Raw genomic sequence first — 1,748 nt, forward strand, 5'->3', positions numbered from 1 at the left:
TTTAAGAAATCGTTTCAAACGCGGTCGGGCAGTCCGTGTGTGCTTGTGGACGTATCCAAACGGGGAGATTTGAATACTTTGTATTCGGGTTTCTAGGGAGGACGGATGAAGCAAGAATCTCCGCACTTATAGGGCGGAGAGTGTCAATGATTGTAATGTTACCGGATGCGGAATGCGGTTTTCAAACCTAACAGAGCAGCAAATGCGATCGCTCCACTGACAACGTTAAAATAAACCCATAAATACCTGATGCCCAAGCCATGTCCCTCGCCAAAGAATTAGACTCTCCCCAAGGCATCCCAGAAGATGTTATCCTTCCCCCAAGTGATTTATACAGCGATGAGCCTCCTTTGGAAACTGAACTGCATCTGCGGCAAATAATCCTACTTTTCAAATGCCTGGAATGGTTGTGGCGAGACAGAACTGATTTCTACGCTGCTGGCAATCTGACTATTTACTACAGCTTCAGTAAAAGTAAATCAGAAGACTTCCGGGGGCCAGATTTTTTTGTTGTGCTAGACACGGAACGCAAAGCTCGTAAAAGTTGGGTAGTTTGGGAAGAAGATGGCAAATATCCGAATGTAATTCTGGAAATTCTCTCTGAATCCACAGCTAATACTGATAAAGAAGTTAAGAAAAAACTTTACCAAAATACCTTCCGCACACCAGATTATTTTTGGTTCGATCCATACACATTAGAATTCGCTGGTTTTCATTTAGTAGACGGCAAGTACCAACCCTTAGAAGCAAATAATCAAGGGCATTTATGGAGTCAGCAGCTAGGTTTATATCTAGGTATTCATCAGGGTTTATTGCGTTTTTTTACCCCTGAAGGACAGTTAGTTCCAACACCTGAAGAAGAAGCTGAGTCTGAACGTCAACAGAAAGAATTAGCACTAAGTAGAGCAGAAAGATTAGCTGCTAAATTGCGGGAGTTAAATATCGATCCAGATACAATTTAGCGTTAAAGATATTTAACTATAACCAAAACTGGCGATCGCCATCAAGCGTACTAGGACGAATACCTTGTAACCGCAGATAAGCCATGCGGTCAGATCCATAGAGTGGCATAGGTAAACGGGGTTCTTTCAAAGCTCCATGATGCAAAAGCGTCAGTTTGAGAGTTGTGTCTAGAACACTTTCAATTGATACTTGATGCCCTTTCTCATGAACAGTCAAACGTATAGGACGAGCCAAACCAACTTTATCAGGAACTTTAGTAGTTACCAGAATAGCTTCACGAGATGACAAACGAAGTGCTAATTCTTGTGATGGTGCGATCACAGCTTTTTGCTCTAGGTTATATAATCGGGGGACACCAGATTTTTTACATTCTACTAAGATGAATTTCGCACCTATTGCTTTGGCTCTCTCCACTAAATAGTCAACTTCTTTACCAACAAAGGGGCCATCACGGTAAATTAAGATGGTTTTGTTTGCTAATTCAGTAGCAGGTAGTAAGCGCTCCAATAGTTTCGGTGGTATTGCCTCACCATCAATGAGATCATCTTCGAGTCGATAACGAACAAACTCCCCTTGTTTGCCATATAAACGCACGCTAGCACAAGCATTCCTTGTTCCTGCTTGTCTTTTTTTAGAAATTCTAGAAACTGGAGTTTAGACTAAAAGCGATATGAGAGAACGCAAACCAAATGGAATTAGAGGTTAAAAATATTCTCAAGTCAGCCTCAAAGCATCCGCGGCCTTGAACAATTATTGTGTAGTATGCTTGTTGAGAAAAAATACAA

The 1,748-nt window shown here is 41.4% G+C and carries 1 protein-coding gene and 1 pseudogene; one reads left to right on the forward strand and one right to left on the reverse strand.

Features of this window, described 5'->3' with window-relative positions:
* The first annotated feature begins 260 nt into the window (after positions 1-260).
* The gene (locus ACE1AT_RS29910) at positions 261-962 is read left to right on the forward strand and encodes a Uma2 family endonuclease (protein WP_374874773.1); all 702 of its coding nucleotides are present in this window, start codon (positions 261-263) and stop codon (positions 960-962) included.
* Positions 963-978: 16 nt separating this feature from the next.
* Here the strand turns inward: ACE1AT_RS29910 and ACE1AT_RS29915 are convergent.
* Positions 979-1,611 (reverse strand): annotated as a pseudogene (locus ACE1AT_RS29915) (stem cell self-renewal protein Piwi); the annotation flags it as partial.
* Positions 1,612-1,748 lie beyond the last annotated feature (137 nt).

The organism is Pelatocladus sp. BLCC-F211, from assembly GCF_041928655.1.
GTDB lineage: Bacteria > Cyanobacteriota > Cyanobacteriia > Cyanobacteriales > Nostocaceae > Pelatocladus.

What these genes read in the sequence shown, in the direction of transcription:
- ACE1AT_RS29910 (WP_374874773.1), top strand. Translation starts at nt 261, where the DNA reads ATGTCCCTCGCCAAAGAATTAGACTCTCCCCAAGGCATCCCAGAAGAT.